Here is a 22,253-nt window from a genome sequence, read left to right as displayed (position 1 = left end):
GCTAGACGGTGGCACCGACACTTCTCGCGATGCCACCGTTTTGCACTCAGCGGTCCTTATCGAAGAAGTCGCGTGCGTCGTCGTCGGCGGTGCGCTCCGGTGCCCGCTCGGTCTCCGGCGTGGGCTCAGCAGCCGCGGATCCCGGCTCGGCCGACGGGGCTTGCTCGGCCGCCGCCGCGGCAGTGGCCTCAGCCGCCGGCGCGCTCCCGGACTCCCCCGCCCCGGCGTCGCGGGCATCGCCTCGCCCGGCCTCCGCCGCTGCCAGGGCGGTCTCGGAGACACGGGTGCCGTCGTCGCGGGTCGCCTCGGCGGTCAGGTCCCCGACGCCGCCGGCGGTCGCGCCGTGCAGCTCGTCGGAGGAGCCGAAGCCCCGGAAGATGAGGCCCGTGAGGACCGCGCCGAGGACGGGGGCCACCCAGAAGAGCCACAGCTGGCCGAACGCGTTGCCCTGGGCGAACACGGCGGTCGCGGTCGAGCGGGCCGGGTTGAGGGAGGCGTTGGTGATCGGCGCGATCGCCTGCACGAGGATCGACAGGCCCAGGCCGATGGCCCACGGCGCCATGCCCTTGACGGCGCGCTTGCTGGTCACGAAGAGGATGATCGCCACGAAGACGGCGGTCGCGACGACCTCGGCCAGGAGGCCGGCAGCCATCGGGAACTTGCTCGGCGAGAGGTCGTCGAACCCGTTCGAGAGCTGGGTGAAGATCGTCTGGGAGCTGTTGCCGCTGCTCAGGCTCGGGAGCGTGCGGATGGTCACCCAGAGGATGAGGGTGCCGACCAGGCCGCCCACCAGCTGGGAGGCGATGTAGCCCGGCACCAGCCGCCAGTTGGTGCGGCCGGCCACCGCGAGCCCGAGGGTCACCGCCGGGTTGAAGTGGCCGCCCGAGATGTGCCCCACGGCAGCGATGCCCACGGCGATGCTCAGGCCGACGGCGAAGGGCGTCGGGATCGGCGCCGACGACGGGCTGCTGAACAGCGCCACGCCGAGCCCTGCGTACGCGAGCAGGAAGGTGCCGAACGCCTCGGCGACGAGCTTGGCGACGACGCTGAACTCGGCCGGCGCCTTCACGGGCGTGGGCGCAGCCACGTCTGTGGTCATGAGGTCCTCTTTCGTGGGGTGTGGAAGTGCTCACGTGGGTGCCTGAGCGGGCCGCCAGCCCCGGGGGCAGGCCTCCAGCAGACTATCGCCTCGGACGGGGTGCCCCGAAAAGCGGCCGCGCCCCCGCCGCCCGCGCGGGCCATCGGGGCCCCTGCGAACTTACTCTGGTCCCATGGACTCCCTGGACACCGGCCCCGGCGAGGCGTGGGGCCTCACCGACGTGATCACCCGACTGCGGCGCACGCTCCGGGCGGGCGTGCGGGACGAGCTGCCCTGGGAGGCCCTGCCGATGGCGCAGGTGGAGCTCCTCCAGCGGCTCGCCGACGAGCCGGGGCTCGGGGTGAGCGAGCTCGCACAGCGGCAGAACCTTGCGAAGAACACCGTCAGCAATCTCGTGGCCCAGATGGCCTCCTCGGGGCTGCTCGAGCGCCGTCCCAGCGAGGCGGACCGCAGGGCTGTGGTGCTGAGCCTCACGGACGACGGCCACAGCCGCCTGGGGCACTGGCAGCAGGCCAATGAGAGGCGCATCCGCCGCGCCCTCGCCTCGCTCGCCGCCGAGGACCAGGACACGATCAACCGCGCGCTCCCGGCGCTGCGGGCCCTCGCATCCCGCATGGAGGCAGAGGCCGCCGGGGAGGCCTAGCATCCGGTTGCGCCCCGCAGACGGCGTCGCGCCGCCCCCGCCGAGCAGCCCCGCCCCGCCGGGCACCCCCGCTCAGGCGATGTCGGAGAGCCGCGTGCGCTCGAGGAAGTAGACCACCGCGAGCGCCCCGGCCGTCGCCAGCATGGCGGGGACGAGCATCTCGGGGCTCATGCCGGTGAACTCGGAGGCGAGGATCAGGCCGGTCATCGGCGCCCTCATGGTGCTCGCGAGGAAGGCCGCCGCGCCGACGAACGCGAACGCGGCCACGGAGGTCCCGGGCGCGAACGCGTTCACGACGCTTCCGAGCACGATCCCCAGCATCGCGCCGACCGCGACCGACGGAGTGAGCGTGCCGCCCGCCGCGCCGGCCCTGATGGTGGCGAGCGTGGTTCCCGTCTTCGCCACGAGGAGGATCCCGACGAGCGCGAGCGGTGCCATCGCCGAGAACGCGGTCTGGGCCGCGGCCTTGCCGTTGCCCACCACCTCCGGCAGCACCATCGCGACGGCGCCCACCGCGCCGAACAGCAGCGGCATGCTCCACAGGATCGACCGGCCGCGGGGGCGCGTGCCCGAGGCGTAGCGGGTGAGCCAGGTGAAGCCGGCGGCGCCGAGGCCGATCAGCGGCCCCGCTGCGAAGGACCAGCCGACGAGCGCCGGGGTGAGCTCCACCGGCGGCAGCGCGTACATCGGATCGGTGGGGACCACCAGCCTGGCCACGGTCGCCGCAATCGCGGAGGTCGCGAACGCGGGCAGCAGGACCGCGAAGCTCACCTCGGCGAGGAGCACCTCCACCGCGAAGAGCGCCCCGCCGAAGGGGACGTTGTAGACCGCCGCGAGCCCGGCGCCGGCGCCGCAGGCCACGAGGATCCGCACTTCCCGGGCCGAGAGGCCCGCGGCACGCGAGACCTTCTCCGCAAGCAGCGCACCGAGCTCACGCGGTGCGGCCTCGCGGCCGATCGAGGCGCCGAGTCCCACGATGACCACCTGCAGCGCGGCGTTGGCCACGGTCGTGAACCACGGCATCGGCGTGCCCTTCGCGGCCTCCTCGACCGAGACGACCCGCCTCGCCCAGGTCCGCAGCGCCCACCAGCCCACGGCACCGACCACGCCCGCTGAGACGAGCGCCGCCAGCCGCCGCCAGGGAGGCGCCTGGGTCGCGCCGTCGAGGAGGGACCCGTGCGAATAGCCGAAGGCGAGGTGCTCGAGCCCCTGCAGGGCGAGGTCGACGGCGATGCCCACCAGCCCCGCGCCCACGCCCACGGCGACGACGACCGCTGCCAGGCGCAGCAGCCGACGGCCCTCCCGTCGGACCCCGTCGACGCTCACGGCAGCCCCATCAGCGGCCGCCGCGGACCCAAAGAAGTTCTGTCATAGAACTATTCTAGGCGGGGCCGCCGCCGTGCGCATCCCCGGCCGCGGTGCGGGCTGGATCGGCGCCCACTACGCTGTCAGCATGGACGTCCCCTCCCCCGCCTCCCGCATCCTCGGCTGCCTCGCGGGCACGGCCACGGCCGAGGCGGAAGCCCTCGCCGGATTCGGACCGGAGAGGGGCGCCGCGGCCCCCGATCAGGGCGCCACGCTGCCGCTCGGACCGGCCGGCCAGCTCACCCTCTTCACCGCCGACGCGCTGCTGGAGGCGATCGAGTGGGCCAACGACGGCGTGGCCGCGGACGAGGCCGCGTGCGTGTGGCTCGCCTCCCTGCGCTGGGCGGCTGTCCAAGGAGTCCCGCTCTCGCCCACCGCGCCCCTCGCCCAGCCCCGCTGGCTCGACGGGCAGGACGGCGTCGGGGTCCCCGCGGCCGTGCGGCCGGACTGGATCGGCTCGCTCGCCGACGGGCAGATGGGGTCTTCCTCGCGCCCTGTGGGCACGGCGTTCGACGACGCCGGCGCCGCCGCCCACGCGGCCCCCTTCGGTCTCGTCCCCCACATCCCGGCAGCCGCCGTGGTGAGGATGAGCGCAGACGGCGCCTTCCTGACGCACGGCACGCCCCGGGCGGTCCAGGCCGCCGTCGCGGTGGCGTCCATGACGCACTTCCTGTCCCTCGGTGCGGACGCGGCGACCGCGGCCGGGTCGGTGCGGGCGCAGATCGCCTCGCTGCCCACCCCCGATGCGGGCGTGCTGGACGCGTTCGACGCCGGCGCTCCCGCCGGGGAGGGCGGCGGAGCGGACGCCGCCGCGGCCCTCAGGGCTGCGCTCAGCGCGGTCCTCGCGGCCGAGAGCGCCGCCGAGGCCGGCGACTCCGAGCAGGCCGCGTTCGCCGCCGCCACCGAGCTCGCCGCGGCCGGCGGCGTCGACGCGGCCGCGATCGCGGGGGCCCTGCTGGGCACGCGCTGGGGCGCCGACGCGATTCCGGCCCCCTGGGCGGCGCGGACGGCCGGCATGGGCGCGGCCGAGGGCCTCGCGGCCCGGCTCGCCAACGCCACCGGGGCCTGACGGGTCACCCGGGCCTTGCGGGGCGACCGGCACCACCGGGGCGACCCTGGCCTGACGGGGCGGCGACCCGGCATTTCGCCGGCACCCGGTCAGGCTGGGCGGGACTCAGCGCGCGGGCCTCCGGCGGGACTGCTGCCTCAGGACTTGCGGCGCCGCAGCGCGATGTCGCTGCAGGCCTCGCACGCCGAGGCCGGGACGAGCCCTGCCAGCTGGAGGCGGCCGAAGAGCCAGCAGCCGAGGCAGAACCCCGCGAATGCCTCGAGGGAGGCCGCGACGATCAGGACGCCGAGCGCCGCCCAGGCTGCGCCCGCCAGCCCGCACGCGAACAGCACCGCCGCGGCGGTCGAGACCGCGGCCCCGATGCCCTGGGCGAAGCGCTTGGGCGGGCCTGCGACCAGCCGGGCTGGCCCGAGGCGCGGCGCGATGACGTGCACCGCGAGGCGGCCGGCCGGCGAGTAGCGCGGGCCGCCGGCCGCCCTGAGCCAGAATCCGGCGGCGATGACCCACAGGCCCCATCCGGCGCCGGTGGTGAGCCCCGTGACGAGCACCGCCGTGCTCAGCACCACGATGATCCCCGCGGTGGACCTCGCGGCGTACTCGTTGACCGGGTTCGGGAAGGCGAAGGCCCGGGCCAGCAGGGAGGGACGGGCCTGCACGGGTGCGATGAACTGGCCGCCCTGCGGCGCATCGAAGACAGACGGGGCGGCGGGGGACGTGGGTGCAGCCATGCGGATCATGCTAGGAACTCCGGCGCCAGCCCACGAAGGAATGTTGCCCCGGATGACGGAACCGGCAGGCTCAGGCGCTCGCTGCGGGCCAGTGGCCTCCGAGCATCTGGAGGAACTCGCCCTCGGAGAGCACCTCGACCCGCTGCCCCCTCTCCTGCAGCTGCAGGGCGCGCCTGGCCTTGGTCGTCACGCGGCCGGAGGCGAGGTCGGAGGCCACGAACCCGTCGCCCACCACGAGGAGCGTGGTCGCCCTCGTCACGGAGCTGGCCGGCTGCGCCCCGAGCTCGGCGGCCCGCGACTTCGCCTCGCTGCGCGGCATCCCCAGCGCCCCGGTGAAGACGATGCGGTGCCCGAAGAGCGGGTGGTGCGGGTCTGCGCCCGCGTTCGCGGGCGGGTTCGCCCCCTCCTGGGGCCACGGCGCCCAGGTGCGGCCCGAGCGGGGGCCGCCTCCCGCCGTCGTGCGCCCCGCCCCTGAGGCGAGCCCCTCGAGGGCGCGGGCCGTGGCCGGGGAGTAGGGGTCGCCCGGGACGTACGCTGCCTGGCGCGGGAGGGCGAGGCCCACGGCGCCGTAGACGCCGGCCACGGTGTCGGCGCCGTGCCTGCCGGCGATATCGATGAGGATGCCGGCACAGGCCGCGGCGTCCTCGGTGGCGTCGTGGTGGTGCTCGAGGGGCACTCCGGCCTCCCTCGCGGCGAACGGCAGCGAATGGGAGACGAGACGGTAGGTCTTGCGCGAGAGGACCACGGTGCAGGCGTAGTCGTAGGCCGGGGCCCGGAGGCCGCTGACCTCGAGGGCCGAGCGGATCACGCCGAGGTCGAACGCCGCGTTGTGGGCCACGAGGACGTCGTCGCCGATGAACCCGCCGATCTCGGCGAAGAGGTCACCGAAGCGCGGGGCCCCCGCGACCATCTCTGGGGTGATGCCGTGGATGGCGACGTTGCGGGGGTCGAACGCGTCGTGGCCTGCCGGGGGACGCATGAGCCACGAGGCCCGCTCCGTCACCCGCCCGCCGCGGACCCGGATGAGGCCGACGGAGCACGGGGATCCCCGGAACCCGTTGGCGGTCTCGAAGTCGATCGCGGTGAAGTCCAGGGCCACGCAGAGAGCTTAGCCGGGCGCCGGCCGTGCTCCGGCCACCGCCACGCGCCCGAGGCATGCAGGCCGCTGTGGGCTGCCCCACTCCCCCGCCGCGGTGCGCCCCGGCCGGTACCCTTGGAGGGTGATCCCTGCTGCCCTGGCCGATGCCGCCTCCGTCCTGACGCTCGCCGTCCAGCCCAAGACCGCCTCGTTCCTGCCCGACTGGCTCAACCCGGATGTGTTCCTGCGCGACTCGCCGCTCGGCCCCTGGGTGGTGCTCGTGGTGTGCGGGATCATCTTCGCCGAGACGGGCCTACTCGTCGGGTTCTTCCTCCCCGGCGACTCGATGCTCTTCACTGCGGGCCTGCTCGTCGCCACCGGCGCGATCCGGTTCAACCTGTGGCTCCTGGCCCTGCTCGTTGTCGTCGCGGCGATCATCGGCAACCAGTGCGGCTACCTCATCGGCGCCAAGGCCGGCCCCGCCATCTTCAACCGGCCCGACTCCCGCCTCTTCAAGCGGGAGAATGTCGACAAGGCCCACGCCTTCTTCGCCAAGCACGGCGGCAAGGCGCTCATCCTCGCCCGCTTCGTGCCGATCATCCGCACGTTCGTGCCCGTGATCGTGGGCGTGGCGGGCATGAGCCGCACACGGTTCTTCCTCTACAACGTGATCGGCGCCGTCTTCTGGGGCGGCGGCGTCACCCTCCTGGGCGCCTGGCTCGGCCAGTACGCGTGGGTGGGCAAGAACATCGACCTCATCTTCGTCGCGATCGTACTGGTCTCGGTGCTCCCGATTGTCATAGAGTTCCTCCGCGGCCGCTCCGCCAGGCGCCAGGCGGCCGCGTTCGGCACGGACCCGGTGGACGAGTTCATCGAAGAGCACGAGCCGGTCGAGGAGCGCAAGACCAACCCCGACTGGAAGTAGCCCGCCCGGGTGCTGCGCGGCTCAGCCGCGCAGCACCTCGACGATGGCCGGCAGCAGCGCCCGGAACGCGTGCCCGCGGTGGCTGATCTCGTTCTTCTGCTCACGGCTCAGCTCCGCGACACTCACCTCCAGGCCCGCGGGCAGCAGGATGGGGTCGTAGCCGAAGCCGCCCTCGCCGCGCGGCTCGCGCAGCAGCGTGCCGGGCATCTCCCCCAGCTCGACCGTCTCGTAGCGGGTGCCGCCCTCCCCGGGCACGGCGAGCGCCGCCGCGCACACGAACGCCGCCTGCCGGTGCTCGTCCCGGACGTCGCCGAGCTGGGCCAGGAGCAGCTCGAGGTTCGCCCGGTCGTCGCCGTGGCGGCCGGCCCAGCGGGCCGAGAAGATGCCGGGCGCCCCGCCGAGGACCTCGACGGCCAGGCCCGAGTCGTCAGCGATGGCGGGCAGGCCCGTCGCCTCGGCCACCGCGCGTGCCTTCTTCAGCGCGTTCTCGGCGAATGTCACGCCGTCCTCGACGACGTCGGGGCCGCCCACCGCGCCCGCGTCGACCACCTGGGTGTCCACGTCGAGGCCGGCCACCTGGCCGCGCAGCAGGTCGCGCAGCTCCTTGAGCTTGCCCTGGTTGTGGGTGGCGAGCACGAGCCGCGGCGCCGCGACGGACGACGGCGAGCGGTCGCCGTCGTGCGCAGCGCCCACCGCAGTGCCTCCCTGCTCTTCCGCACCGGCTCCGCCGGTGCCGGCAGCGCTCACCGCAGTGCCGCCCTGCTCTTCCGCACCGGCTCCGCCGGTGCCGGCAGCGCTCACCGCAGTGCCTCCGACAGGGTGTCCCGCTGGATGTCCGCCAGCTGGGCGGTCCCCAGGAGGGCCAGGTCCAGCAGGCTGTTGAGCTCGTCACGGTCGAACGGGGCGCCCTCGGCGGTGCCCTGGACCTCGACGAACTTTCCCGATCCGGTGACCACGACGTTCATGTCCGTCTCCGCCCGCACGTCCTCGACATAGGGCAGGTCCAGCATCGGCACGCCGTCGATGATCCCCACCGACACGGCGGAGACCGTGTCCACGAGCGGCTCGGCGCCGCGCTCCACGAGGCCCTGCTCCTTCGCCCAGCGGACCGCCTCGGCGAGCGCCACGAAGGCGCCGGTGATCGCGGCGGTGCGGGTGCCGCCGTCGGCCTGGAGGACGTCGCAATCGAGGACGATCGTGTTCTCCCCGAGCGCCTTCGTGTCGATGATCGAGCGCAGCGACCGGCCGATCAGCCGGGAGATCTCGTGCGTGCGGCCGCCGATGCGGCCCTTGACCGACTCGCGGTCCGAGCGGGTGTTGGTGGCCCGCGGGAGCATCGCGTACTCGGCCGTGACCCAGCCCCGGCCCTCGCCCTTGAGCCAGCGCGGCACACCCTCGGTGAACGAGGCGGTGCACAGCACACGCGTGTTGCCGAACTCGATCAGGGCCGATCCCTCGGCCTGCTTCGACCAGCCGCGCGTGATCGAGATGGGCCGGAGCTGGTCGGGCGTGCGGCCGTCGGCGCGCGCGACGGAAGGACTTCCAGGGGTGCTTGGGGTCATGGGACCAGCTTATAGACTCGCCGCATGGTCGCCGAAGTCCCCACCCTCGCCCTGCCCAACGGAACCGAAGTCCCCGTGCTCGGCCAGGGCACGTGGTACCTCGGGGACACGCCGTCGGCCAGGGCCGAGGAGGTCCGCGCCCTCCGTTCCGGCCTCGACGCGGGCCTGACACTCATCGACACGGCCGAGATGTACGGCGACGGGCGGGCCGAGGAGCTCGTCGGGGAGGCCATCGCCGGCCGGCGCGACGAGGTGTTCCTCGTGAGCAAGGTGCTGCCGTGGAATGCGACGGCCCGCGGCACGGCCGCCGCGCTCGAGGCCAGCCTCCGCCGGCTCGGGACCGACCGGCTCGACCTCTACCTCTACCACTGGCGCGGGAGCGCTCCGCTGGCCGAGAGCATCGGGGCGCTCCGGCAGCTCCAGGAGGAGGGCAAGATCCTCGCGTGGGGCGTGAGCAACCTCGACCCGGACGACCTCGACGAGCTCGCGGCCCTCCCCGGCGCCGCCGGCCCGTCCGGCGTCCAGACCGACCAGGTCCTCTACAACCTCGGCCGGCGCGGGATCGAGGCGGACCTCCTGCCGCGCCTGCGGCGCGAGGGCGTGCCGGTCATGGCGTACTCCCCCATCGAGCAGGCCCGGCTGATCGGCCATCCCGCCCTCGCGGCCGTGGCGGCCCGGCACGGCGTCGACGAGGCAGCCGTCGCGCTCGCCTGGGTGCTGCGGGGCCCGGGCGTCATCGCGATCCCGAAGGCGGGCACCGCCGAGCACGTGCTCTCCAACCGGGCTGCCCTCGAGGTGGTGCTCGACGAGGCGGACCTCGCCGAGCTCGACGCCGCGTTCCCGCCCCCGCCTGGGCCCGTCCCGCTGGAGATGCTCTAGCGCCGGGTTCGGGTGCCCCTCCGGGCTCAGACGGTGTAGTGGACCCCCGCGACGGCGACGGCGATCGGGCCCCCGTACGCCTCCTGCGCCTCGGCCACGGAGCGGTTCGCGTCGTTCCACACCGGAAGATGGGTCAGCAGCAGGCGCTTCGCGTCTGCGTCGTGCGCGGCCTGCCCGGCGCGCAGGCCGGTGAGGTGGACGCCGTCGATCGCGTCGTCGCGGCCCTCGTGGTAGGCCGCCTCGCAGAGGAAGAGGTCGCACTCCCGCGCCGCCTCGATGAGCCCGGCGCACGCGTCGGTGTCGCCCGAGTAGGTCAGGACGCGCCGCTCGGCGCCGCCCGCGCCGCCGGGCTCGGTGCACTCGATGCGCAGCGAGTACGCCTCGTCGATGGGGTGCCGTGCCGGGAACGCGGTGAAACGGAAGGGGCCGAAGTCGACCGGCTCCCCCGCGGCCCAGTCGTGGAACTCGAAGTCCTCGTCGAGGTCCATCTCCGGCTGCATGTCGATCGCGGTCGTGATGCGCTTCTTCGTCGCCGCGGGCCCCCACACCGGGATCCGGCCGGCCGCCCAGCCGTTCGGGTTCCAGTGGACGGCCACGTGCAGGCCGGTGAGGTCCATGCAGTGGTCCGGGTGGAGGTGGCTCAGGAGGACCCCGTCGACGTCGCTGAGGTCGAGGTAGCGCTGGAGCACCCCGAGCGCGCCGGAACCGAGGTCCAGTAGGATCCGCCAGTCCCGCTCGCCGTCGTTGGCCGTGACGAGGTAGCACGAGGCGGGCGAACTCGGGCCGGGGAACGAGCCCGAGCAGCCGACAATGGTGACCTTCACGGTGCCATCCTGCCCGCGTCGCGGCGGGCGAAGTGGGAGATCCGGGCCGACCCGCCGCGCGCCCGCGCCTCCTCGAGCATCGCCGGGGTGATGGTGGCCAGGCTCGCCGTCGGGTAGCGGGCCGCGACGTGGTCCGCGTGCTCCACGCCCTGGACCTCGGGCCCGAGGAACCGGCGCGCGAGCGCCTCGAACTGCACGGGGTCCCCGGTGGCCACGAAGCGGTGCACGGGCGGGGTGCTGCCGGTGCGGGCGAGTCCGTGCCGCATGAGCGCCCGGTAGACGTCCTTGGCCGTCTCCTCCGCACTCGAGACGAGCGTCACGCCCTCCCCCATGACGTAGGAGATGACCCCGGTCAGGAGCGGGTAGTGGGTGCAGCCGAGCACGAGCGTGTCGACGCCGGCGGCCTTGAGCGGGGCGAGGTAGCCCTCGGCTGCCTCGAGGAGCTCGGGCCCGGTCGTGACGCCCGCCTCGACGAACGGGACGAAGTCCGGGCACGCGGCTGAGGTGATCTGCAGGTCAGGGGCCGCGGCGAACGTGTCCTCGTAGGCGCGCGAGCCCACCGTGGCGCTCGTGCCGATCACGCCGACCCGGCCGTTCCGGGTCGCGGTGACGGCGGCGCGCACCGCCGGCTGGATCACCTCGATGACGGGGATCCCGTACCGCGCCGTGTAGCGCTCGCGCGCGTCCCGCAGCACCGCCGCGGTCGCAGAGTTGCAGGCGATGGTCAGCGCCTTGACGCCGGAATCGACGAGCTCGTCCATGACCCCGAGGGCGAACGCCCGGACCTCCGCGATGGGCAGCGGCCCGTAGGGGCCGTGTGCGGTGTCGCCCACGTACACGATCGACTCCTGCGGCAGCTGGTCGATGACGGCACGGGCCACGGTGAGGCCGCCCACGCCCGAGTCGAAGATGCCGATGGGGCGCTCCGAGCGCGGCAGCTCGCCCAGGGGGCCTGGCTCGGCCGGGGATGCGGGCTCACTCATGGCCGCTCCCTTGGGAGCGCACCCGGCGGGCGTCGAGCATCGCCTCCACGAGGGTCGTCTGGAGCCAGGTCACGAAGTTGTACACGAGAGCAAGGTACGCCTCGACGTCCTCTGCCGCCGACCAGTCCGTGATCGCGTGGACCTTCTCGGCGTCCTCCTCGCTGCGGATCCCAAGACGCGAGGCGAGGACGAGGCGGACGTCGTTGAGCGCCGTCGACCAGTGCTGCGCGGCGGCGGCGTCGAGCACGAGGTGGCGGGATTCGAGGGAGAGGGAGGCCGCGCGGAGGGCGCCGGCCTTGCCCTCGCGCAGGGACCGCTCCGTCAGGCGCCGGAAGTCGAGCGCCGCCTCGGGGTCGTCCTTGAAGGCGTTGGGCAGCAGCCGGGCGAGCGCGGGGTCCTCCGGCTCGGTGGCATGGGGGGACAGCCCCACGAGGGCCTCGAGGGGGTCCTGCTCGCCGGCGCCCGGATCGAGCATGCCGATGACGTCGTCGAAGAGCCCGCGCAGGAGCTCCCGCTCCGGCTCCTCGAGCCTGCCGGTGATGCCCCGGCGTCCGTAGGTGAACGGCTCAGCCATGCTCGCCGGACCTCTCCACCGTGGCCCACAGGCCGTAGGTGTGCATCGCGACCGCATGCTGCTCGACCGTCTCCTTCGATCCGTGGCTCACGATCGAGCGCCCCTCGGTGTGGACCTGCAGCATGAGGGCGTCGGCCTTGGCCTCGGAGTAGCCGAAGTAGGACTGGAACACGTAGCTGACGTAGCTCATGAGGTTGACCGGATCATTCCAGACCACGAGGTTCCACGGGGTCAGCCGTGCGGCATCCTCCCGCGCCTCGATCTGCCCGGCGACCTCTTGGGAGGGCTCGGTGGCGACGCTGATGCTCATGCGCTCCATTCTAGGCAGGCCCTCCGACGCCCCGGCGGCCGTCGCGGCCGGGGCCGGCCGGAGCCCGCCCTATAGAGTGGCACCGTGACCGATCCGAGTCCCTGGGCCCCGCCCCGCACGTCCCTTTTCACGGACCACTACGAGCTCACGATGCTCCAGGCCTCCCTCCACTCCGGGGCCGCCCACCGGCGCTGCGTCTTCGAGGCGTTCGCCCGCCGGCTCCCGGACGGGAGGCGTTACGGGGTCGTGGGCGGCACCGGGCGCCTGCTCGAGGGCATCACGGCGTTCCGCTTCACCGACGAGGAGCTCGGCTTCCTCGAGCGCGCGAACGTGGTCAACGGCCAGACGCTCGACTACCTCGCCGGCTACCGGTTCTCCGGTGACATCTACGGCTACGCCGAGGGCGAGGCATACTTCCCCAACTCCCCGATCCTCATCGTCGAGTCCACGTTCGCCGAGGCCTGCATCCTCGAGACCTACGTCCTCTCGGTGCTCAACCATGACTCCGCGATCGCCTCCGCGGCCTCCCGGATGACGACGGCGGCCGGCGGCCGCCCCTGCATCGAGATGGGCTCGCGGCGCACGCACGAGGAGGCCGCCGTCGCCGCCGCCCGGGCAGCCGTGATCGCCGGATTCGCGAGCACGTCCAACCTCGAGGCCGGGCTCCGCTACGGCATCCCGACCGTGGGCACCGCTGCCCACTCGTTCACGCTCCTGCACGACACCGAGCGCGACGCGTTCGAGGCCCAGATCGCCTCCATGGGGCCGGGCACCTCGCTGCTGGTGGACACGTACGACGTCGAGCGGGCCGTGCGCACGGCGGTCGAGATCGCCGGCGAGAGGCTCGGGGCCGTCCGCCTCGACTCGGGAGACCTGATCGAGCAGGCGCACTGGGTCCGCCGGCTGCTCGACGAACTGGGCAACGTCAACACCCGGATCATGGTCACGTCGGACCTCGACGAGTACGCCATCGCGGCGCTCCAGTCCGCGCCCGTGGACGCCTACGGGGTCGGGACCTCGCTCGTCACGGGGTCCGGGGCGCCCACCGCGTCCATGGTGTACAAGCTCGTGAGCCACACCGACGAGGCGGGGCACGATGTCTCGGTCGCCAAGGCCTCGAAGAACAAGGCCAGCGTCGGCGGCCGCAAGTACGCCCTCCGGCGGCTCGACGACCGGGGCCGGGCGACACAGGAGATCATCGGCGTGGGGCACCGGCCGCACGACGATGGCAACGACCGGCCCCTGCTCGAGCACTTCATCGCCGAGGGCGAGCTCAAGCCCGGGTGGACGGGGCCGGAGGGCGTGGCCCGCGCCCGCGAGCGGCACGCGGCCTCCCTCGCCGAGCTGCCCTCGTCGGTCCAGCGCATGCACCGCGGCGAGGCGGCGATCCCGACGGTCTACGAGGAGTCCTGACCCGTCTGGGAGTCACCGCCTGAGGGTCAGCTCCTGGGAGTCACCACCTGAGGGTCAGATCCTGCCGTCGCGCGGCCAGAGGTCAGGCGAGGGCGATGCCGGAGGCCTCGAGCTCCTCGTACGTGGGAGCGAGGTCTTCGGCGATTCCGGCACACAGCCCGGTGAGCACCCGGGTCGCATAGCCGGACCGCGCGGCGTCGAGCGCCGTGGCCCGCACACAGTAGTCCGTGGCGATCCCGGCAACGTCGACTGCAGCGACGCCGTGCTCGCGCAGCCATGCGTCGAGGCTCGCCGAGTCATCCGAATCTCCGGCTGCGTCGCCGTACTGGGCGAGGTGGCCCTCGAAGCCGGAGTAGGCGGCGGCGTACTGCCCCTTCCGGAACATCGCGTCGGCGCCTGCAATGTCGAGATTCGGGTGGAACTCGGCTCCACGGCTTCCAGCCACGCAGTGCGGCGGCCACGAGTCCACGAAGTCCGGGTGGTCGGAGAAGTGGTGCCCGGGATCGATGTGCCAGTCCTGCGTGGTGACCACGGCGTCGTAATCCGACGCGTGCTCGGCGAGGAACGAGGTGATCCGTGCGGCGACGGCCGCTCCGCCGTCCACCGCGAGGGACCCTCCTTCACAGAAGTCGTTCTGGACGTCGACGATCACGAGTGCGCGGGAGGTGCCCATGGCACCATTGTGGCCCTTCAGCAGGGCCGAAGACCCGCGCGACTGACTCCCAGGAGATGACCCCAGAGGGTGACTTCCAGGAGGTGACTCCCAGAGGCCTGGGGGCCGGGGGTCAGGTGCGGCCCACGAACCAGTCGGCCAGCTTGGAGAGCCTGGCCTTGAGCTGCGCCTCGTCCGCCTGGGCCACGGCCGGCCCGCCGCACAGCTCGCGCAGCTTGTTGTGCACCACGCCGTGCGGGGTGCCAGTCCGCGCGCTCCACGCCGAGACGTTCTTGGCCAGCTCGTTGCGCAGGTCCATGAGCCGGCGGTGGTCGGGCACGCCGGCGGGCGAGGACGTGGGCCTGGAGCCCCGCCGGGACACCTGCTCCTGCTGCCGCTGCCGCAGCAGCGTGGCGACCTGGTCGGCGTCGAGGAGGCCGGGGATGCCGAGGAAGTCGAGCTCGTCGTCGGAGCCGACGTCGCCGCCCATCCCGAACTCGCCGCCGTCGAAGAGGACGCGGTCGAACGCGGCCTGGGACTCGAGCGCCTCGTACTTGCCCTTGACGAGGGTGTCGGAGGCCTTCTCCTCGCGATTGGCCTCGTCCATGAGGGACTCCTCGAGGTCCATGAGCCCGTCCTCGCCGCTCGAGGGACGGTCGAGGGCGTGGTCCCGCTCGGCCTCCATCGAGTTGGCGAGCGCCATGAGCTGGGGAACGGAGGGGAGGAAGACCGACGCCGTCTCCCCCCGCCGCCGCGCACGGACGAAGCGTCCCACGGCCTGGGCGAAGAAGAGCGGGGTCGAGGTGGAGGTCGCGTAGACGCCGACCGCGAGGCGCGGGACGTCCACGCCCTCGGACACCATGCGCACGGCCACCATCCAGCGCTGCGTCCCGGCGGAGAACTCCTCGATCTTTCCCGAGGCCTTGGCGTCGTCCGAGAGGATGACCGACGGCGACTCGCCCGTGATCTTCTTCAGGAGCCCGGCGTAGGCGCGGGCGTCCTCGTGGTCGGTCGCGATGACCAGGCCGCCGGCGTCGGGCACCGTGCGCCGCACCTCGGTGAGGCGGCGGTCCGCGCCGGCGAGGACGGCGGGGATCCACTCCCCCTGCGGGTTCAGCGCGGTCCGCCATGCCTGGGCTGTGACGTCCTTTGTCACCGCGGCCTCGCCGAGGGAGGCTGCCATCTCCTCGCCGGCGCTCGTGCGCCAGCGCATCTGGCCCGAGTACGCCATGAAGATGACCGGCCGCACCACGTGGTCCCGCAGGGCCTCCCCGTAGCCGTACGTGTAGTCCGCCTTCGAGCGCCGGATGCCGTCCTTGTCCTCGGCGTACTCGACGAACGGGATGGGCGAGGTGTCGGACCGGAAGGGGGTGCCGGTCAGCGCCAGGCGCCGCACGGCGGGGTCGAAGGCCTCGCGCAGGCCGTCGCCCCACGAGAGGGACTCGCCGCCGTGGTGGATCTCGTCGAGGATGACGAGCGTGCGCGCGGCCTCCGTCTTGGCCCGGTGCAGGAGCGGCTTGCTCGCGACCTGGGCGTAGGTGACGGCGACGCCCATGAATCCACGCCCGTGCTGGCCGTCGGCATTCTTGAAGTTGGGGTCGATGGCGATCCCGACGCGGGCCGCGGCGTCCGCCCACTGGCGCTTGAGGTGGTCGGTGGGGGCGACGATCGTCACCCGGTTGATCTGACCGCGCTCGATGAGCGTCGAGGCGACGCGCAGCGCGAAGGTGGTCTTTCCGGCGCCGGGCGTCGCGACCGCGAGGTAGTCCTTGGGCGCGCGCTCGAGGTACTTCTCGAGCGCCTCCTGCTGCCAGGCACGCAGCTTGGGGGCGGTGCCCCAGGCAGCGCGCTCGGGATAGGCAGGGGGGAGGGCGGGAGAGGCCTGCGGGAGGGCGGGAGAGCCCTGCGGGAGCGGGGCGCCGCCGTCAGCCGCCGAGGATCCGGCGTTCGACGACGACGGCCCACCGAAGAGCGTTTCCCTCACGCGAGGTCCTCATCGGTCGCCGACGCCACGGCCGAGGGCACGGCGGATCTCGCGCCGGCGAAGGCCGACAGGAATGCGGAGAGGGTCAGGGCGGCGGCCAGGAGGGCGAAGACGCCGGGCCCGGGAACGGCCTCCGGCGTCAGCAGCAGCGAGTACAGCGTTCCAGCTCCGGCGGTTCCCATCACTCCACCGAGCATATCGGCCATCTGCAGCGAGGCCGAATTGCGCCCCCGGTCCGCGGCCTCGCTCAGGTCGAGGACGAGCACGGAGGTCGTGGTCGTGGCGAGCCCCATCCCGCACCCCGCGAGGAACCACGCGACGGCCAGGAGCCACGGCGCGGCGGCTGCGGCGACCACGCCCGCGATCGAGCCGAGCCCCACGGTCAGGACCACGGAGCCGAGCACGAGGAAGGTCGGCTTGCCCAGCCAGCCGCGCGCCTGCACGAACGAGCCGACGGTCCAGCCGAGCGCCCCGCCGGTGAGGGCGAGCCCGGCAACCGAGGGCTCGAGCCCGTAGGCGTCGACCAGCATGAGGGGGATGAACGCCTCGGCGCCGAAGAAGGCGAGCGTCAGGAGGCCGCGCACCACCATGACGGCGGGCAGTCCCCTGGCCACTCGGGCCACCCCGCGCGGCATGAGCCGGGGCGCCGTCGCCGCGACCGCGGCCACCCCGCAGAGCACGACGGCGGCGAGCAGCGCCGGCGGGACGGTGGCCCGCGCGCCGGGGTCGGTCCAGGACTGGGCGGCCCACTGCGCCGCCGCGACGCCCGCGGCGAGGACCACGCCCAGGAGGGCGCGGCGTCGCCCCTCGCCCGGCGCGAGAGAGGTCTCCTCCGGCGCCCCGAGCCCGCGGACCCGCGGCCAGACGAGCACGACAGCCACGATGACGATGGGGGCGACGCCGAAGAACACCCACCGCCAGCTCGCATGCTGGGCGAGCAGTCCGGAGATGTAGGGCCCCACGAGGGACGGGAGGACCCAGGCGGCGGAGAACCAGCTGAACAGGACGGGCTGGAGGGCCGAGGGCAGCGCCTGCCCGATGATCACGTAGAGCGGGACGATCATGAAGCCGGTGCCCGCGCCGGAGACCATGCGCCCGAGCGTGAAGACGCCGAAGTCCCACGCCCCGCCGGCGAGCAGGAGGCCGCCGGTCATGAGGACGAGCCCGACCAGGAGCGAGGGCCGCGGGCCGGCCCGGTCGCACCACGGGCCCGCGGCGGCGGTGGCCGCCAGGGACGCGGTGAGGAACAGCGAGAAGGCGAGGCCGTAGGCCCGCTGCCCGCCGAGGTCGGCGGCGACCACAGGCATTGCGGTCGTCACGGCCATCGCCTCGAAGGCGCTGCACGTGACGATCGCCAGGAGCCCGACCACGAGGCCCCGGTACGCGGCGGACAGGAGCCCCCGCGGGCGCGGCGAGGACGCGTCAGGCCCGTGGGGCCCCTCCCCCACAGGCGCCGTCACGGGGTCATGGCTGGTTGTCGTCGTTGCTCGGGCGCAGGCCCTCGTAGATCTCCTTGCACGTGGGGCACACGGGGAACTTCTTGGGGTCCCGGCCGGGCGTCCAGACCTTGCCGCACAAGGCGATCACGGGCTCGCCGGTGAGGGCGGACTCCATGATCTTCTCCTTGCGCACGTAGTGGGAGAAGCGCTCGCGGTCGCCCGGCTCGAGTTCCTCGCGCAGCTCCTCGCGCTCGATCGTGGCGGTGGAGCCGCCGAGGCCGGGGTCGCGGGGGTCGTCGGCGAACGGGTCCGGGGGCATGGTGCTCATGGGGTCCATGCTAGCCCCGGCGGGCGGGGCCGCCCCAGTCACAGGCCCTGCCACGAGGGCTTGTTCTCGTAGATGTGGCGGTAGTAGTCGGCGAGGTCCAGCGCGGAGGCGGCGGCCTCGTCCACGATCACCGTGGTGTGCGGGTGGAACTGCAGGACGGACCCCACGCACATCGCGGTGACCGGTCCCTCCACGAGCCCGTGCACGGCCTCGGCCTTGAGGGCACCGGTCGCCACGAGCACCACGTGGCGCGCGGCCATGATGGTCCCGACGCCCTGGGTCACCACGTGGCGCGGCACCTCGTCGAGGGAGGAGAAGAACCGCGCGTTGTCGCGTCGGGTCTGCTCGGTGAGGGTCTTGATGCGGGTGCGGGAGGCCAGCGAGGACCCCGGCTCGTTGAAGCCGATATGGCCGTCGGTTCCGATGCCGAGGATCTGGAGGTCCACTCCCCCGGCGTCGACGATGGCCTGCTCGTAGCGGATGCACGAGGCCTCGAGGTCGGCCGCGGCCCCGTCGGGGCTGTGGACGCGCGCGGGGTCGATGTTGACGCGCCCGGCGAAGTCGCGGCGGATCACGGAGCGGTAGGACTCGGGCTGGTCCGCGGGCAGGCCTACGTACTCGTCCAGCGCGAACCCCCGGGCGCGGGAGAAGTCCAGCCCCTCCTCGGCGTGGAGGCGGGCGAGCTCGTCATAGACGGGCAGGGGCGAGGACCCGGTCGCGAGGCCGAGCACGGCCTCGGGCCGGCGCCGCAGCAGGGCGGCGACGGCGGAGGCCGCTGTCCTGCCGACCTCGCGTGCGTCCTTGACGATGACGACTTCCATGGTGGGTTCTCCCGTCGCTCGGTGGCGTTGCATCCCGGCCGGTGCTGGGCGATCACCGCCCCCGGACGAGGCTCGCGTACAGCTCGGGGCCGCGGGCGTCCATGAGGTGCCCGCCGAGGACCACCCCTGCGGCGAGCAGCGCGCCGCCGAGCAGCACGCCGGCGCCGAGGGCTGCCCAGGCGAAGCCCGCGGCGCCGGTCGCCGCTGCGAGCACCGTGAGGATGATCTCGGGTGCCGCGAGGACCCCGAGTGCGGCGATGCCGCCGAATTGGACGAGGAAGGTCTGGGCGCTGTTGCCGGCGGGCTTCTTGAACGGGCTCTCCCCGGGCAGCGGCACGGCCACCGTGTAGCGCGCCGAGACCACGGAGGACAGCCCGATGCCGCTGAGCAGCACCCCGAGGGCCAGCCCGAGGAGCGCGGGGAAGAGGCCCCAGTCCCCCGCCAGGGCGAACGGGACCGCGCTGATGAGCGCCACGGCGGGGAGGGCGAACAGCAGCAGCGCCCCGGCGCGCCCGAGCCGGTCGGCCCAGCCGCGCACCCCCGCCGCCAGGTGCATCGAGAAGGCCGTCGAGTCGTAGGAGACGTCGGCGGAGATGGACCAGGCCAGGACGAAGGCGGAGATGGGCCCGGCGAGCGGGAACGGCCCCTCGAGCACCGAGCCGGAGCTGTGCCGGCCGGCCACGGAGGCGACGTAGAGCACCACAGGCAGCAGCGGCACCACGATGAGCCCGGTCGTGTACCTCGGGTCGCGGATCCAGTAGGTGAGCGCGCGGGCCGCGACGGCGCCCGCCGGCGAGGCGGGCATCCAGCCGAAGGCGCCGAGGCCGCGGCGCGGGGCCGGCGCACGCCCGGAGGCGCGGCTTCCGGGGTTCTCGAGGGCGCGCGCGAGCGCCCAGGACCATCCCCAGGCCGCGAGGAGGAGCGCTGCGGCGGTGATCAGCAGCTTCGCGGCCGCCTCCCCCAGCCTGCCCTCGGCCGCGGCGGCCGGCGCCGAGAAGGCCGAGCCGAGCGGCGTCCAGCCGAGCACGGCCGCGGCCCGGGCGACGGCGGTGCTGCCGCCCTCGCCGATGCCGCGAGCGAGCAGCGAGATGCCGGGGCCGAGGAACATGATCGGCACGATGAACAGGATGCGACTCACGTCGCGGAACCGGCGCGAGGAGGCCAGCTCGGCCGCGACGCTCGCCACGAGGCGGCTGGCCACCACGCACAGCGCGAGCGCGAGCAGCGCCCCCAGCACGGCCACGGCGACGACGAGGCCGCCTCGGGCCCACGTCACGATCGTCCCGGCAAGGGCGAGCGCGGTGCACACGCCCGGCACGCCGATGAGCCCGGCGGCGGCCTGCCCGACGAGGAGCTGCCGCAGCGGGATGGGGTACAGCGCGAACCGTGCCGGATCCAGTGTGAGGTCGATTCCCGAGAGCAGGATGGGGGTCAGCGCCCAGCCCACCACGAGCAGGGAGCCGGCGAGCACCAGCACGGTCTCGGCGAGGGCGGTCGGGACCGCCCTGAGGGCCACGAGTCCCACGAGCGCGAGCGCGAGGATCCAGAGCCCGTACAGGGCGCCGACGATCACGCCCACCAGCTGCCAGGGGCTGCGCCGGAGGCCGTTGCGCAGCAGGGTCAGCTTGAGCCGGATCAGGTGTGCAACCACGACAGTCCCCCCGTCCGCCCGGGTCCGCCCACGAGCTGGACGAACCGGTCCTCGAGGGAAGCCCCCGCGCGGACCTCGTCCACGGTCCCGGCCGCGAGGATCCGGCCCTGGGCCACGACCGCGACGTGGTCGCACATGCGCTGCACGAGGTCCATGACGTGGCTCGAGACGACGACGGTGCCGCCCGAGCGCACGAAGTCGGCCAGGATGCTGCGGATCCCGGAGGCCGAGACGGGGTCCACCGACTCGAAGGGCTCGTCCAGCACGAGGACCCTCGGCGCGTGGACGAGGGCCGCGGCGAGGGCGATCTTCTTCGTCATGCCGGCCGAGTAGTCCACCACGAGGGTGCGGGCGGCGTCGGTGAGGTCGAAGGCCTCGAGCAGGTCGCGGGCTCGCCCGGCAACGGTGGCACGGTCCATGCCCCGCAGGAGCCCCGCGTACGTCAGCAGCTGCTCCCCGCTGAGCCGGTCGAAGAGGCGCACGCCGTCCGGAAGCACCCCGAGCAGGCGCTTCGCGCCGAGCGGGTCGGCCCAGACGTCCACGCCCAGCACGGCGGCAGTGCCGGCGTCCGGACGGAGGAGCCCCGTGGCCATGGAGAGCGTGGTCGTCTTCCCCGCCCCGTTCGGCCCGACCATGCCGTAGAACGAGCCGGCGGGCACGTCGAGGCTGATCCCGTTGACGGCGGGCTTGCCGCCGAAGGTCTTCACGAGGCCCCGGAGGGAGAGCGCGGCGGCCGCGGCCGGGCTGGGAGCTTCCATGCCACCACGCTAGCAAGGCCAGCCGCGCCGGGGATGAGCCCCGAGGATGAGGATCGGCTCAGCCTTGAGGATGACCCCGCGCGCCGGCTTCAGAAGTGGATGGCTTCAGAAGAGGATCAGCTCCAGAGGAGCTCGGGCCTCAGCGGAGGAACAGGCTCAGAGGAACAGGCTCTCAGAAGAGCGCCCGGGCGAGCTGCTGCCGCGCCGCGGCCACCCGCGGATCGGCGGCACCGATCACCTCGAAGAGTTCGAGCAGCCGGACGCGCGCGGCCTCCCGGTCCTCGCCGCCCGTCCGGGAGATGAAGCCCACGAGGCGCGAGAAGGCATCGTCCACGTGGCCACCGGCCACGTCGAGGTCCGCGACCTGGAGCTGGGCGGCGAGGTCGTCGGGCGATGCCGCGGCGGCTGCCCGGGCGGCGTCGGCCGCCGGCTGGTCCACGTCCGCCACCCGGGCCATGAGCTGGACCTGGGCCAGGCCCGCCTTGGCCTCGCGGTCCGCGGGCTGTTCGGCGAGCGCCTTGCGGTACGCGGCCTCGGCAGCGGCGAAGTCGCCCCGGTCGATCGCGTCGAAGGCCTCCTGGTGCAGCGGCGGCAGCTCCGGCTCCGCCTCGGCCGCGGGGACGCCGTCCGCGGTGCCCGTGACGCCGTTGGCCGCGGCGACCCGCAGCAGCTCATCGAGGAGCTGGCGGACCTGCGGCTCGGACGCCGCGCCCTGGAACAGCGGGATGGGCTGGCCCTTGAGGATCGCGACGGCGGTCGGGACGGCCTGGGCCTGGAACGCCTGGGCGAGCTGCGGGAAGGCCTCGACGTCCGCCGCGGAGTAGAGCAGCCGCCCGGAGTATGAGGAGACGATGGTGCCGAGCTCGTCGCGCAGCCGCTGGGACTCGGGCGAATAGGAGGCCCACAGGAGCACGACGACGGGCACGGTCGCCGAACGCTGGACGACCTCGCCGAACGTCCGCTCGTCCAGCTCGATCCAGCCCGGGGCGCCGGGAGCCGGCGCGGCCGGGGCCGCCGGCTGCCCCGAGGGGGCCGGCGCCGGGTGGGAGGCGGAGGCGGGCGGGGCCGCCGTCGCGCGCGCCTTGAGGGCCGAGAGGTCGACGGCGCCGCGGAAGTTCAGCTGCGGCTGGGGCTGGCGAGAACCGGGAACGCTCATGGGTCCAGCTTA

General features: G+C 73.8%; 23 protein-coding genes. 5 read left to right on the top strand and 18 right to left on the bottom strand.

Translation table 11 applies throughout. From position 1 onward, the window contains the following. Positions 1 to 46 precede the first annotated feature (46 nt). Complete coding sequence (locus ACYVKZ_RS01940) at positions 47 to 1,099, bottom strand: aquaporin (protein ID WP_460990338.1); 1,053 nt, start codon at positions 1,097 to 1,099, stop codon at positions 47 to 49. Positions 1,100 to 1,271: 172 nt separating this feature from the next. Between ACYVKZ_RS01940 and ACYVKZ_RS01935 the strand changes: the two genes are divergently transcribed. Continuing rightward, complete coding sequence (locus tag ACYVKZ_RS01935; RefSeq protein ID WP_307003720.1) at positions 1,272 to 1,742, top strand: MarR family winged helix-turn-helix transcriptional regulator; 471 nt, start codon at positions 1,272 to 1,274, stop codon at positions 1,740 to 1,742. A gap of 72 nt (positions 1,743 to 1,814) precedes the next feature. Here ACYVKZ_RS01935 and ACYVKZ_RS01930 read toward each other — a convergent pair whose 3' ends face one another. After that, positions 1,815 to 3,068, bottom strand: a complete 1,254-nt coding sequence (locus tag ACYVKZ_RS01930; protein WP_460990337.1) for a chloride channel protein — start codon at positions 3,066 to 3,068, stop codon at positions 1,815 to 1,817. A gap of 127 nt (positions 3,069 to 3,195) precedes the next feature. Here ACYVKZ_RS01930 and ACYVKZ_RS01925 point away from each other — a divergent pair, with 127 nt between their 5' ends. Beyond that, on the top strand, positions 3,196 to 4,176 hold the full coding sequence (locus ACYVKZ_RS01925; protein ID WP_460990336.1) for an ADP-ribosylglycohydrolase family protein: 981 nt from the start codon (positions 3,196 to 3,198) through the stop codon (positions 4,174 to 4,176). Between the two features lie 137 nt (positions 4,177 to 4,313). Here the strand turns inward: ACYVKZ_RS01925 and ACYVKZ_RS01920 are convergent, their stop codons facing one another. Together ACYVKZ_RS01920 and ACYVKZ_RS01915 are read right to left on the bottom strand one after the other, a co-directional pair. Beyond that, positions 4,314 to 4,904 carry a DUF4395 domain-containing protein gene (locus ACYVKZ_RS01920; RefSeq protein WP_460990335.1) on the bottom strand — a complete coding sequence of 197 codons (591 nt, stop codon included), beginning with the start codon at positions 4,902 to 4,904 and terminating at the stop codon, positions 4,314 to 4,316. Between the two features lie 70 nt (positions 4,905 to 4,974). Next, positions 4,975 to 6,003 (bottom strand): 3'-5' exonuclease, encoded by a 1,029-nt coding sequence (locus ACYVKZ_RS01915; RefSeq protein ID WP_460990334.1) that lies wholly within the window; start codon positions 6,001 to 6,003, stop codon positions 4,975 to 4,977. A 121-nt stretch (positions 6,004 to 6,124) separates the two neighbouring features. Here ACYVKZ_RS01915 and ACYVKZ_RS01910 point away from each other — a divergent pair, with 121 nt between their 5' ends. Further along, positions 6,125 to 6,907 (top strand): VTT domain-containing protein, encoded by a 783-nt coding sequence (locus ACYVKZ_RS01910; protein WP_460990333.1) that lies wholly within the window; start codon positions 6,125 to 6,127, stop codon positions 6,905 to 6,907. Positions 6,908 to 6,928: 21 nt separating this feature from the next. Here ACYVKZ_RS01910 and rdgB read toward each other — a convergent pair whose 3' ends face one another. Together rdgB and rph are read right to left on the bottom strand one after the other, a co-directional pair. Next, positions 6,929 to 7,600: an RdgB/HAM1 family non-canonical purine NTP pyrophosphatase gene (rdgB, locus tag ACYVKZ_RS01905; RefSeq protein ID WP_460990573.1), complete on the bottom strand. Its 672-nt coding sequence runs from the start codon at positions 7,598 to 7,600 to the stop codon at positions 6,929 to 6,931. A 104-nt stretch (positions 7,601 to 7,704) separates the two neighbouring features. Continuing rightward, positions 7,705 to 8,469 (bottom strand): ribonuclease PH, encoded by a 765-nt coding sequence (rph, locus tag ACYVKZ_RS01900; protein ID WP_460990332.1) that lies wholly within the window; start codon positions 8,467 to 8,469, stop codon positions 7,705 to 7,707. A gap of 24 nt (positions 8,470 to 8,493) precedes the next feature. Between rph and ACYVKZ_RS01895 the strand changes: the two genes are divergently transcribed. Next, positions 8,494 to 9,348, top strand: a complete 855-nt coding sequence (locus ACYVKZ_RS01895) for an aldo/keto reductase (RefSeq protein WP_460990331.1) — start codon at positions 8,494 to 8,496, stop codon at positions 9,346 to 9,348. 26 nt (positions 9,349 to 9,374) lie between these two features. On the opposite strand, the gene ACYVKZ_RS01890 is transcribed toward ACYVKZ_RS01895, so the two are convergent. Genes ACYVKZ_RS01890 through clpS form a run of 4 tightly spaced genes read right to left on the bottom strand, consistent with a single transcriptional unit; the run spans position 9,375 to position 12,039 of the window. Next, positions 9,375 to 10,172, bottom strand: a complete 798-nt coding sequence (locus ACYVKZ_RS01890; protein WP_460990330.1) for an MBL fold metallo-hydrolase — start codon at positions 10,170 to 10,172, stop codon at positions 9,375 to 9,377. Continuing rightward, positions 10,169 to 11,155: a glutamate racemase gene (gene murI / locus ACYVKZ_RS01885; protein WP_460990329.1), complete on the bottom strand. Its 987-nt coding sequence runs from the start codon at positions 11,153 to 11,155 to the stop codon at positions 10,169 to 10,171. Before murI ends, ACYVKZ_RS01890 begins: the two co-directional genes overlap by 4 nt. Continuing rightward, on the bottom strand, positions 11,148 to 11,729 hold the full coding sequence (locus ACYVKZ_RS01880) for a DUF2017 domain-containing protein (RefSeq protein ID WP_460990328.1): 582 nt from the start codon (positions 11,727 to 11,729) through the stop codon (positions 11,148 to 11,150). Before ACYVKZ_RS01880 ends, murI begins: the two co-directional genes overlap by 8 nt. Next, positions 11,722 to 12,039 (bottom strand): ATP-dependent Clp protease adapter ClpS, encoded by a 318-nt coding sequence (clpS, locus tag ACYVKZ_RS01875; RefSeq protein ID WP_460990327.1) that lies wholly within the window; start codon positions 12,037 to 12,039, stop codon positions 11,722 to 11,724. The genes ACYVKZ_RS01880 and clpS overlap by 8 nt, the downstream gene beginning before the upstream one ends. 84 nt (positions 12,040 to 12,123) lie before the next feature. Here clpS and ACYVKZ_RS01870 point away from each other — a divergent pair, with 84 nt between their 5' ends. Then, the gene (locus ACYVKZ_RS01870; protein WP_460990326.1) at positions 12,124 to 13,452 is read left to right on the top strand and encodes a nicotinate phosphoribosyltransferase; all 1,329 of its coding nucleotides are present in this window, start codon (positions 12,124 to 12,126) and stop codon (positions 13,450 to 13,452) included. An 82-nt stretch (positions 13,453 to 13,534) separates the two neighbouring features. Here ACYVKZ_RS01870 and ACYVKZ_RS01865 read toward each other — a convergent pair whose 3' ends face one another. The 8 genes from ACYVKZ_RS01865 to ACYVKZ_RS01830 form a co-directional block, all read right to left on the bottom strand. Beyond that, on the bottom strand, positions 13,535 to 14,125 hold the full coding sequence (locus ACYVKZ_RS01865) for an isochorismatase family protein (RefSeq protein WP_460990325.1): 591 nt from the start codon (positions 14,123 to 14,125) through the stop codon (positions 13,535 to 13,537). A gap of 112 nt (positions 14,126 to 14,237) precedes the next feature. Further along, positions 14,238 to 16,088: a DEAD/DEAH box helicase gene (locus tag ACYVKZ_RS01860; RefSeq protein WP_460990324.1), complete on the bottom strand. Its 1,851-nt coding sequence runs from the start codon at positions 16,086 to 16,088 to the stop codon at positions 14,238 to 14,240. Continuing rightward, positions 16,085 to 17,548, bottom strand: a complete 1,464-nt coding sequence (locus ACYVKZ_RS01855) for an MFS transporter (RefSeq protein WP_460990323.1) — start codon at positions 17,546 to 17,548, stop codon at positions 16,085 to 16,087. Before ACYVKZ_RS01855 ends, ACYVKZ_RS01860 begins: the two co-directional genes overlap by 4 nt. Before the next feature lie 4 nt (positions 17,549 to 17,552). After that, positions 17,553 to 17,864, bottom strand: a complete 312-nt coding sequence (locus ACYVKZ_RS01850; RefSeq protein ID WP_460990322.1) for a DUF3039 domain-containing protein — start codon at positions 17,862 to 17,864, stop codon at positions 17,553 to 17,555. A gap of 29 nt (positions 17,865 to 17,893) precedes the next feature. Next, positions 17,894 to 18,676 carry a glucosamine-6-phosphate deaminase gene (gene nagB, locus ACYVKZ_RS01845; protein WP_460990321.1) on the bottom strand — a complete coding sequence of 261 codons (783 nt, stop codon included), beginning with the start codon at positions 18,674 to 18,676 and terminating at the stop codon, positions 17,894 to 17,896. Between the two features lie 52 nt (positions 18,677 to 18,728). Next, positions 18,729 to 20,327 carry a transporter gene (locus ACYVKZ_RS01840; protein ID WP_460990320.1) on the bottom strand — a complete coding sequence of 533 codons (1,599 nt, stop codon included), beginning with the start codon at positions 20,325 to 20,327 and terminating at the stop codon, positions 18,729 to 18,731. Further along, on the bottom strand, positions 20,312 to 21,085 hold the full coding sequence (locus tag ACYVKZ_RS01835; RefSeq protein ID WP_460990319.1) for an ABC transporter ATP-binding protein: 774 nt from the start codon (positions 21,083 to 21,085) through the stop codon (positions 20,312 to 20,314). Before ACYVKZ_RS01835 ends, ACYVKZ_RS01840 begins: the two co-directional genes overlap by 16 nt. A gap of 172 nt (positions 21,086 to 21,257) precedes the next feature. Continuing rightward, complete coding sequence (locus ACYVKZ_RS01830) at positions 21,258 to 22,241, bottom strand: co-chaperone YbbN (RefSeq protein ID WP_460990318.1); 984 nt, start codon at positions 22,239 to 22,241, stop codon at positions 21,258 to 21,260. Positions 22,242 to 22,253: the final 12 nt, after the last annotated feature.

Source organism: Sinomonas soli, assembly GCF_054782415.1.
Note: the sequence above shows the minus strand (reverse complement) of the source record. Positions and strands in the feature narration are given on the sequence as shown.

Excerpts from the sequence above, each read along its gene's own strand:
- ACYVKZ_RS01920 (WP_460990335.1), bottom strand. The coding sequence starts at position 4,904 with ATGGCTGCACCCACGTCCCCCGCCGCCCCGTCTGTCTTCGATGCGCCG.
- ACYVKZ_RS01865 (WP_460990325.1), bottom strand. The coding sequence starts at position 14,125 with ATGGGCACCTCCCGCGCACTCGTGATCGTCGACGTCCAGAACGACTTC.
- ACYVKZ_RS01925 (WP_460990336.1), top strand. The coding sequence starts at position 3,196 with ATGGACGTCCCCTCCCCCGCCTCCCGCATCCTCGGCTGCCTCGCGGGC.
- ACYVKZ_RS01880 (WP_460990328.1), bottom strand. The coding sequence starts at position 11,729 with ATGGCTGAGCCGTTCACCTACGGACGCCGGGGCATCACCGGCAGGCTC.
- nagB (WP_460990321.1), bottom strand. The coding sequence starts at position 18,676 with ATGGAAGTCGTCATCGTCAAGGACGCACGCGAGGTCGGCAGGACAGCG.
- ACYVKZ_RS01835 (WP_460990319.1), bottom strand. The coding sequence starts at position 21,085 with ATGGAAGCTCCCAGCCCGGCCGCGGCCGCCGCGCTCTCCCTCCGGGGC.
- ACYVKZ_RS01830 (WP_460990318.1), bottom strand. The coding sequence starts at position 22,241 with ATGAGCGTTCCCGGTTCTCGCCAGCCCCAGCCGCAGCTGAACTTCCGC.
- clpS (WP_460990327.1), bottom strand. The coding sequence starts at position 12,039 with ATGAGCATCAGCGTCGCCACCGAGCCCTCCCAAGAGGTCGCCGGGCAG.
- murI (WP_460990329.1), bottom strand. The coding sequence starts at position 11,155 with ATGAGTGAGCCCGCATCCCCGGCCGAGCCAGGCCCCCTGGGCGAGCTG.
- ACYVKZ_RS01895 (WP_460990331.1), top strand. The coding sequence starts at position 8,494 with ATGGTCGCCGAAGTCCCCACCCTCGCCCTGCCCAACGGAACCGAAGTC.
- rph (WP_460990332.1), bottom strand. The coding sequence starts at position 8,469 with ATGACCCCAAGCACCCCTGGAAGTCCTTCCGTCGCGCGCGCCGACGGC.
- ACYVKZ_RS01940 (WP_460990338.1), bottom strand. The coding sequence starts at position 1,099 with ATGACCACAGACGTGGCTGCGCCCACGCCCGTGAAGGCGCCGGCCGAG.
- ACYVKZ_RS01850 (WP_460990322.1), bottom strand. The coding sequence starts at position 17,864 with ATGGACCCCATGAGCACCATGCCCCCGGACCCGTTCGCCGACGACCCC.
- ACYVKZ_RS01935 (WP_307003720.1), top strand. The coding sequence starts at position 1,272 with ATGGACTCCCTGGACACCGGCCCCGGCGAGGCGTGGGGCCTCACCGAC.